Annotated in this window: 5 protein-coding genes; 2 read left to right on the top strand and 3 right to left on the bottom strand. The window is 46.3% G+C overall.

Annotated features, from left to right (window positions below; translation table 11 throughout):
* Positions 1-211: 211 nt before the first annotated feature.
* Entirely contained in the window at positions 212-1,588 is a 1,377-nt protein-coding gene (locus V2I46_10150; GenBank protein ID MEE4177859.1) for an MFS transporter, read from the bottom strand.
* 207 nt (positions 1,589-1,795) lie between these two features.
* On the opposite strand from V2I46_10150, the gene V2I46_10155 reads away from it, so the two are divergent.
* Both V2I46_10155 and nifJ read left to right on the top strand, forming a co-directional pair.
* The gene (locus V2I46_10155) at positions 1,796-3,736 is read left to right on the top strand and encodes a putative porin (protein ID MEE4177860.1); all 1,941 of its coding nucleotides are present in this window, start codon (positions 1,796-1,798) and stop codon (positions 3,734-3,736) included.
* 142 nt (positions 3,737-3,878) lie between these two features.
* Positions 3,879-7,421, top strand: coding sequence for a pyruvate:ferredoxin (flavodoxin) oxidoreductase (gene nifJ / locus V2I46_10160; protein ID MEE4177861.1), 3,543 nt, complete (start codon positions 3,879-3,881; stop codon positions 7,419-7,421).
* A gap of 167 nt (positions 7,422-7,588) precedes the next feature.
* Here the strand turns inward: nifJ and V2I46_10165 are convergent, their stop codons facing one another.
* Complete coding sequence (locus V2I46_10165; GenBank protein MEE4177862.1) at positions 7,589-8,866, bottom strand: hypothetical protein; 1,278 nt, start codon at positions 8,864-8,866, stop codon at positions 7,589-7,591.
* Positions 8,867-8,923: 57 nt separating this feature from the next.
* Positions 8,924-9,994, bottom strand: a 1,071-nt coding sequence (locus V2I46_10170) for a sigma-54 dependent transcriptional regulator (GenBank protein ID MEE4177863.1), incomplete at its 5' end; no start/stop codon positions are given.

Raw genomic sequence — 9,994 nt, forward strand, 5'->3', positions numbered from 1 at the left:
AAGCCCCTTCCTTATGGTTGGGGCTTTTTTTATGATATTGTAATAAATTAATACAGCCAGAAAAGGGCTTTCAATAGTCCAGTGGAGGGAAGGCTCAGGGAAGAAAAACACTCAACAAGTCAGTAGGAATTTTCCCGGGATATAAGTTTCAAGGTGGACCAACAAAAAACACGATACTTCTTTTACTATTTTAGCATATTTCTCGTTTTCTTTAATCCCGGGCCATTTTTCCCCTGTTAAAAGAGAAATAGATTCCAGTTGTTCCAATTCCAGAAAAGGCAATGAATCCCCAAAACTGGGCCTGAAGGAATAAGTCATCGCTTACCGCAGCGATACTTTTTCCCTGAAATAGCAGTGCAAAGAAAATTGTGGCGATGGTCATACTGGTCATTTGGCCAAGGACCCGCATGGTGGCAGAGGTTCCTGAAGCAATACCGTATTGCTGACGGTTTACAGAGCTCATGATGGTATTCATGTTGGGAGAGGAAAACAATGCAAACCCAAGTCCAACAAAAATCAGGATGGCAATGATAACGCCAAGGGATGTATCAGGCCCAATAAAAGCAAAGGCAGCTAATCCAAGGGTGCACATACTCATGCCCATTGTGGCCAGGTATCGGGGTTGAATCCGATCGGACAATCGCCCGGCAAGCGGGGAAAAAATGGCCATCATAATCGGTTGTGCAATAAGCACGCTTCCGGCCTCACGGGGGGAAAGGAGTTGTATTTTCTGAAGGTACAGGCTAAGGAAAAATACAATGGCATAGGTTGCGCTATAATTGATCAGGGCAGCCAGATTTGAGTAAGTAAACAATCTATTCTCAGAGAATAAACGGGTATCGAATATGGGGGCAATGGATTTTCCCTCATGTAACCAGAAAGCAACCAGCAGGAAAAGCCCGAGGCCTATCATAATCCACCCAGTGATGGAAGGGATCCAGGAAGATCCAAACACCATCAGAAACAATCCGGGCATATAAAATAGCAAGCCCTTTAGGTTAACATATTTGCGGTCACCCAATATCCCATCCCTGCCGAGAAAAAAATAGGCAAGAATAATTGACCCCAGGCCCATAAAAACGGAAAGAAAGAAAATGGAACGCCATCCGAGGGCCTGCGTTAAAAAACCACCAAACAAAGGTCCTGTTGCAAGTCCGAGATAAACACCTGATACAGAAATGCCTAGCACCCTTCCACGCTCTTTCGCCGGGAATTCCGAAACCAGGATGGCAGGTCCTGTGGTTGTGGTCAAGGCAGCCCCGGTTCCTTGCAAGAAACGGAAAAAAACCAGCGAGAGACCGTTGGGGGCAATGCCACACAACAGGGAGGTCACAGTGAAAATGATCAGCCCAATTCGGAAAAGCCTCCTGATGCCTTGCGAGTCGGCTAAACGGCCCACTGGAAGCAAGAATATGGCAGAAGCCAGCAAAAAACCAGTTACTATCCAGCTAAGGCTAACGGCATTCAGTCCAAAGTCAGCCTCAATAGCTGGTAAAGCAATATTCACCGACGATATAAGGAAGGTTCCCATAAACGAGGTAATGGCAACAATCGCCAATATTGATATATGTTCTTTTGTCCAAGTCATAAGTAAGCCCTAAGGTAAAAATTTTTTCTTTTTACCCGCAATGAAGATTGAAGCGGCATATTTTTTCAGAATTCATCCGACAGGCTAAAGGGCGTATGTTTTCTCCCTGTATTTGGGAAAAGGTTTTAATAAAAGCTAAATGCTTACCTTTACCAAAATTTTTCAGGGAAATTGCCCGTTATTTTCTGAAGCTTATTTACACTACTTATGTCGCGTCTGAAGGCTTTCTCCTGTTTTATTTTTCTGATTTTGGGTCATTTCTCCATTCTGGGCCAAACTGCCGATACCCTAAAACCCACTTCTGAGGTACCCTGGTATTCAGAGGAACAATTGCAAAGCCCATTTGAAGCTTTGCCAAACATTATCGATACCACCATTACGGGTTTTCAGCTTTATGATTTTGTTTACCGTTCGGAATTCTTTTTTGTGAACAAGGGAAACCCCGGGCACATCACCCGTTTGCTGCAATTTAGTCCTGAGCTTGGCCATGGATTTCAATTGCATAGCCAGGAACTTTTCCCCGGATATCGTTTCAAGCATGAATCGCTTCGGTTTTACCGGCCTGTTCATGTATATACCGATCTCTTCTATGTGATGGGATCCGAGCGCGAACAATTATTCAATGCCCTCCACAACCAGAAGTTTCATGAAACCCTGCATGCCGGGTTCAATTATCAGTTAGTTAATTCTCCTGGTTTTTATACGCAAACAGCTTCCCGAAACTCTAATATTTATTTAACCCTTGATTTTCAATTGCCCAGCAAACGTTATCAGGCATTGGGAAGCTTTGTCAGCAACCGCTTTGAGAACCAGGAGGGAGGTGGATTGACCGACAGACTTGCTTTTGAGGAAGACGTCAATAGCGATTTTGTATACTTACCAGAAGCTCAGTTGCGACACCGGGAGACTGCCCTGACCATCCATCACTTTTACCAGACAGGGTTCTATGTCGGAGGTGCTGAGAATGATACATTGGAAACACGACGTTTTATCAATCTCGGGCGTATCAATCACGAATTTTCCTGGCGTAGGCTGGCGTACGTTTTCGACGATCCTCTTCCTCCTGTGGGCTTTTATGAAACCGATCCTTTTAACTCAAATTCTACTTTCGACTCCACCTTTGTCAATACCATTCAGAACCTGGTCAGTTGGTCCAACTTCCCCCTTAAAAGCGGCAGGGGGAAATTTCCCTTTAATTTTACGATCTTTCTTAAGCACCAACTGGTTGATATCAAACAACCGTTGTATCTGGAAACAATTCCCGGGGAAGGGGAGGGGACGGATACTTCAGATCAGGAATATCTTCAGCAGAATGAACAGTTCAACCAGGTGATTCAAGGCGTAGAGCTTGAGAGCGATCAAACCCGTTTTCTTTCGGGAAAAGCTTTTGCTCACCTTACCCTTGGGGGCTATAATGACGAGGACCTTGGGATTGGTGCTTCAATCAATCTGGGCAAACCTGTTCAAAAGCATCAGATCTCCATGCAGGCGGCCTTCTACCAGCAAGAAGTGCCCTATTCTTTCTCCAGGTTTTATGGGAATTATATTTCGTGGGAGAACGACTTCTTAAAACAACAAATTGGACACGCCCGTTTACTTTATCAGTCGAACTGGCTTTCCCTGGAAGGGAACTATTATCTGTTATCAAACATGGCCTACCTTGGGCCCGAGGCCCTTCCTCAGCAAAACACAAGTACCTTTAGCCTGCTCTCGGCAGGAATTGGCCTGAAGGCAGGCATCGGCGTTTTCCAGACAAGGCATAAAGTCCTTTACCAGTATGTTGGCGAACAGGAATTTGAGCAATTTCCAGAACTTGTCAGCTACCACTCGGTGTTTTTCGACTTTTCTCTGTTCAAAAAAGCGATGGATCTGAACGTGGGGTTCGACCTCTTTTATAATGGTCCTTATACGCCGATGGGATATATGCCGGTGGTGCGTCAGTTCTATGCCCAGGATGGGTTTGAGACCGACCACACCTTCCTTGCCGATGCTTTTGTAACCATAAAGGTAAAACGTACCCGCTTCTTCCTGAAAGCACAAAACATTACCAGCTTTATCCCTGATTTTCCCCAGGTTTATGCCATCCCCTTTTATCCTCTGCCCGGATTTGCCTTTAAATTTGGGGTCTCCTGGATGTTTTTTGATTAACAATGCTCCCTTTCCTGCTTAAGTAGAATCGTTATAAATAGCCGTTGTTGCAGGTTTCTATGGGTAAAAATTACTAATTTTGCCCCGTTGAAACATTGATCCTAACTGCCTTATAATAAGACTCTTTTTAAATAAAGCAAATATGACAAAAAAGAAAAAATTCATTACTTGCGACGGTAACCACGCCGCCTCGCATGTTGCTTACATGTTCAGTGAAGTTGCTGCTATCTATCCTATTACCCCCTCTTCTAATATGGCAGAGAATGTGGACGAGTGGGCAGCCCACGGACGCAAGAACATTTTTGGCGAAGAAGTGAAACTGGTAGAGATGCAGTCGGAAGGCGGAGCCGCCGGTGCAGTTCACGGTTCTTTACAGTCCGGTGCCCTTACCAGCACCTATACCGCTTCTCAGGGCCTTCTGCTTATGATCCCCAATATGTATAAAATCTCCGGCGAATTGCTCCCTGGCGTGTTCCACGTATCCGCCCGCAGCCTTGCCGCCCAAGCCTTATCCATCTTTGGTGATCATTCTGATGTGATGAGCACTCGCCAGACCGGCTTTGCCCTTTTGGCTACCGGTAGTGTCCAGGAGATCATGGATGTAGCCCCAGTGGCTCATCTGGCTGCCATAAAGTCGAGGGTTCCTTTCTTGCACTTCTTCGATGGTTTCCGTACTTCTCACGAAATCCAGAAGGTAGAAGAAGCCAATCAGGAAGAACTGGCAAAACTAATGGATGTGGAGGCCCTTCAGGCATTCCGCGACAGGGCCCTCAACCCTGAGCACCCCGTAACCCGCGGTACCGCACAGAACCCCGACATCTATTTCCAATCGAGGGAAGCTGCCAACCGCTTCTATGATGCCGTTCCCGATATTGTTGAAGATTATATGAAAGAAGTCTCCAAAATAACAGGACGCGAGTACCATCCCTTTACTTATTACGGTGCCGCCAATGCCGAGAATATTGTCGTCGCTATGGGATCCATTACGGAAACTTTAAAGGAAACCATCGACCATCTCATCGAAAAGGGTGAAAAGGTGGGGCTTATTTCCGTACACCTTTACAGGCCTTTTTCGGCTAAATATTTCTTCAAGGTTTTGCCTAAAACCGTTAAGCGTATCACTGCCCTTGACCGTACAAAGGAACCCGGCGCCAATGGCGATCCCCTCTACCTTGATTTACGCGACTTGTTCTATGGCAAAAAAGATGCCCCCATTATTGTTGGTGGACGCTATGGACTGAGCTCTAAGGACACTATTCCTGCTCATATGATCGCGGTGTTCGATAATATGAAAATGGCCGAACCCAAGAATCAGTTTACCGTGGGTATCGTTGACGACGTGACATTCCATTCGCTGCCCGTTGGGGAAGATATTGATGTTTCTCCCAAAGGCAACTATGCAGCCAAATTCTACGGCTTGGGTTCTGATGGTACTGTAGGTGCCAACAAAAACTCCATCAAGATCATTGGTGATACCACCGATAAATATGCCCAGGGTTACTTTAGTTACGATTCCAAGAAATCAGGCGGTATTACCGTATCCCACCTTCGTTTTGGGGATTCACCCATCCGCTCGCCCTACCTGATTAACTCAGCTAATTTTGTTGCCTGCCACGTTCCGGCGTATCTCGAAAAGTACGATATGCTCAAGGGACTGAAAAAAGGCGGTACTTTCCTGCTGAACTCCATCTGGGAGGTGGAAGAGACCCAAAACCGCATCCCCGACCATATGAAGAAGTATATGGCCGAAAAAGAGATTAAGTTCTACATCATCAATGCTACCCAGATTGCAGAGGACATTGGCCTGGGCAACCGTACCAACACCATCATGCAGTCGGCTTTCTTTAAAGTGGCCGAAGTGATTCCTTACGATAAAGCCGTGAAGGAAATGAAGGATGCCATTTATAAGACCTATGGCCGTAAGGGGGAAGAAGTGGTACGTATGAACAATGCAGCTGTTGATCGCGGTGGATCAGAGGTCATCCGCGTTAAAGTACCAGCCGATTGGAAGGATGTAAAAGTGAAAGCGCCTGAAAAGCGTAAGGATGTTCCTGATTTTATCAGTGATATAGTATTCCCCATCAATGCCCAGAAAGGCGATGACTTGCCGGTTAGCGCATTCCTCGACCGCGAAGATGGTACTTTCCCGGCAGGAACTACTGCATACGAGAAAAGGGGTATTGCAGTCCACGTTCCTGAATGGCATCTGGAGAATTGCATCCAGTGTAATCAGTGTTCTTATGTCTGCCCCCACGCAGTGATTCGTCCTTTCCTGATGACCGACGAAGAACTTGAAAAAGTGGGCAAGGACACCCCTGTGCTTGATATTACCAAGGGTAAACTTGCCGGCTATAAATATCGCATGCAGGTGAGCCCACTCGATTGCACCGGATGCGGTAACTGCGTCGACGTATGCCCAGCCCCTGAAAAGGCGCTCGTAATGGAAACCCTTGAATCACAGTTGCACGAAAATGAGCGCTGGGATAAGATCATTAAGAATGTTACCTATAAAGATACCATCGTTGACAAGCAGCAGTCTGTGAAGAACAGCCAGTTTGCCCAACCGCTATTTGAATTCAGTGGTGCTTGTGCGGGTTGTGGTGAAACGCCTTACATTAAGCTTATCACTCAGCTTTATGGCGACAGGATGATGATTGCAAATGCAACAGGTTGCTCCTCCATTTATGGTGGTTCGGCTCCCGCAACCCCCTATACCATCAACAAGGACGGTCGCGGTCCCGCTTGGGCCAACTCCCTGTTTGAAGACAATGCCGAGTATGGCTTTGGCATGGCTACTGGTGTTACAAAGCTTCGCGAACGCATTGCCCGCCTGATGGAAATCGGTCTCGACGAAGACCTGGGCGCAGATGCCAAAGAAGCCTTTAAACTCTGGCTGGAAGGTATGAACGATGCCCTCAAGTCAAAGGAGGCATCTGATAAAGTGGTGGCTGCCCTCGAAAAGGAAAAACTCCCCATTGCCAAACAAATCCTTGACCTAAAGCAATACCTGGTGAAGAAATCTGTCTGGATCTTCGGTGGTGATGGCTGGGCTTACGACATTGGTTATGGTGGCCTCGACCACGTAATAGCTTCAGGTGAGGATGTGAATATCCTTGTGATGGATACCGAGGTTTACTCCAATACCGGTGGACAGGCTTCCAAGTCGACCCCCATAGGCGCCATTGCCAAATTCGCTGCCTCAGGTAAGCGGGTCCGCAAAAAAGACTTGGGTATGATGGCCTTAAGCTATGGCTATGTCTACGTTGCACAGGTGGCCATGGGTGCCAATCAGAATCAATACCTGAAGGCCATCCGCGAAGCTGAAGCTTATCCCGGACCCTCACTGATCATTGCCTATTCACCTTGTATTAATCACGGTCTCCGTGCCGGGATGGGCAAATCCCAGCAGCAGACCCAGGATGCAGTCGAAGCGGGTTACTGGCACCTCTATCGTTACAACCCCGCGCTGGAAGCTGAAGGCAAGAACCCCTTCCAGCTCGATTCGAAAGAACCCGATTGGAGCAAGTTCCAGGACTTCCTTTCCTCTGAGGTACGCTACAGCTCATTGAAGAAAGCCTTCCCCAAGGAAGCCGATGCACTGTTCAAAGCAGCCCAGGAAAATGCAAAATGGCGTTTTGAAACCTACAAGCGCCATGCTGCAATGGAATATTCAAAGGCTGAATAAGGAACTGATTTTCCAAATAACAAAAAGCCCGCCAGGATCTGACGGGCTTTTTAATTTATTATTTTAGGGAGTGTTTTTATTTCAGTAAGCGCTTAAAGCTATGGTATTAAAGCGCTTTCTTCTTTTTTTCCCTTTTATCCTGACTTGCGACAAACATCTCCCGCTCATTAAAGTCTTGGATTATAAGCAGCGCTGTACCTTGAGCCAAAAGTATAGCTTAACCCAATGGATCCTGAAATGCTGTAAGAAGTGGCTTGTTGTGATCGTGCCAGCAGGATCTCTTCCAGCGAGAGGTCACCGGCCGGAATGGCAATCAGGTCATTAATAATTTCATAGTTTCCGTAAAGGTTTAGGCTAAAACCCTGGAATATCCTTAAATTGAGGCTGGTATAAACCTGCACCCGATTTTTTGAAAAATCATTAAAGTAATTTGAACCGGTAAGACCTGCCCGAACATTGCCCCAGGGTTGCTGAAACCTGGCCGAGGCTTCAAGCGATTGTGTCCATACCCATTCTTCATTCTTGCTAAAAATGGTGGTTTCCATATAGTCATTGTGACCGTATCCCATTCGGTATGCAAGGACTACAGACCTTCTGGTAGCTTCATCGTAAGGGAATAGGCTCCATTCAATGGCCGGAACAAGGTCTAGGCTAAGATCCATATTATGAAAAGTACTGGATAATCCTGAACTAAAAACCCCCATTGACCAATGGTTGTTCAGGCTTTTAATTACATAAGCTGAATAGCCGTGCCTGTGTGTTGAATTAACAATATCTCCTTCAGTGGTAATATAGGTGCTGTTATTGAAATTAAAATAAGGTCTTATCCTGATCTTCCATTCCGCTGTTATTCTGTCGGCAAAAAAACCTGTCCTGAAAGAAAAATGGCTGAGTTTTTCTTCTTTCTCAAAGTTTCCACCCCCATATAATTCGAACACCCAGCTTTTCCAGGGATCAGTTTCAAAGGATGCCTTAGCTATCTCTGAAAGGTCTTCCTGGTCCATTAAAAAATCTACATGTATCCTTTCAATTTCTGATGTTGAAGCAAGATAGGGAACTAAACCTATTTTAAGAATATTTGTATATCCGCGTCGGGTATCGTCGCTTGAATTGGTTGATGGAGCCCAATAGGTAAATTCATGGTTCTTTCCAATGAACGAGCGGTTGCCGATAAATGAAATGGCATAATTTGTACCTGCTGTTCCTGCGTCATGACGGGTCACTATGATATGCACATCGGCCTGTTCACGATCACGAACGTAATTGACAATAGTAATTTCTTGCCTTACAAAATCGTCATCAAACCAACGTTCTGTATCAAGAAAAACGGTGATACGGCTATTAGGGTTTAAGGGCAGTCTAGTCTTACTGCTCGCATATGTCCCATAAAAGGAAAAGGTAAGCAACAAAAGAAATAACAGAAATGCAGGAAAAATTTTCTTCATTGATTATGAAAGGATTGTATGTTTTAATAACAAAGGTTTAACCAAAAAATCCAAAACTCACCTTTTTACCGCGCTCAAGGGTTGTGCGAAGGTTTCCACATCTTTGCCGGTGATTTCCTTGTCGCACAAGATGGCGAGCCGCTCCACCACGTTACGCAACTCGCGGATATTGCCGGTCCATTCAATCTTTTTCAGGGCATCAAAAGCCCCTTCTGTAAAAGCTTTCGGGGCCATGCCCTGCTCAGCCAGAACCTGTTCCAGGAAATGATTGGCCAGCAGTGGAATGTCATCCGTACGTTCATTCAGGGTTGGGACGTGAATAAGAATAACGCTCAGGCGGTGGTAAAGGTCTTCCCTGAAATTGCCATTTTCGATCTCTTTGTGAATGTTTTTGTTGGTGGCCGCAACCACTCTTACGTCAACCGGGATATCTTTTTCACCCCCTACACGTGTGATCTTGTTTTCCTGCAGGGCCCTGAGCACCTTGGCCTGCGCTGCAAGGCTCATATCGCCGATCTCATCCAGGAAAAGGGTTCCCCCGCTAGCCAATTCAAAATTGCCTTTCTTTTGTTTGATGGCCGAGGTGAACGAACCTTTTTCGTGACCAAAGAGTTCGCTTTCGATCAGCTCTGAGGGGATGGCCGCACAGTTGACTTCAATAAAGGGACCTTTGGAACGGTTGCTCAATTCATGCAGCCATCGGGCTACCAGTTCCTTACCCGTGCCATTCTGCCCGGTGATAAATATTCGGGCATCGGTGGGAGCCACGCGCTCGATCATCTCCTTGATCTTATGGATGGCCTCCGAGTTGCCGATCATCTCGTAGGTTTTGCTCACCTTGCGTTTCAGGACCCTGGTTTCGGTCACCAGTTGGGTCTTGTCCATCGCATTGCGGATGGTGATCAGCAGACGGTTCAGGTCGAGGGGTTTGGAAATGAAATCAAAAGCGCCCTTCTTGATGGCTTCAACGGCAGTGTCGATAGACCCATGGCCAGAGATCATCACAACCGTGGCATCCGGATCTTTCTCCTGGATCTTGTTAAGCACCTCCAGCCCATCCATCTTGGGCATCTTGATGTCGCACAGCACCACGTCGAAGTGACTGTTTTCAATCTTCTCAATTCCTTC

The sequence above is a fragment of the Bacteroides sp. genome (assembly GCA_036351255.1).
GTDB lineage: Bacteria > Bacteroidota > Bacteroidia > Bacteroidales > UBA7960 > UBA7960.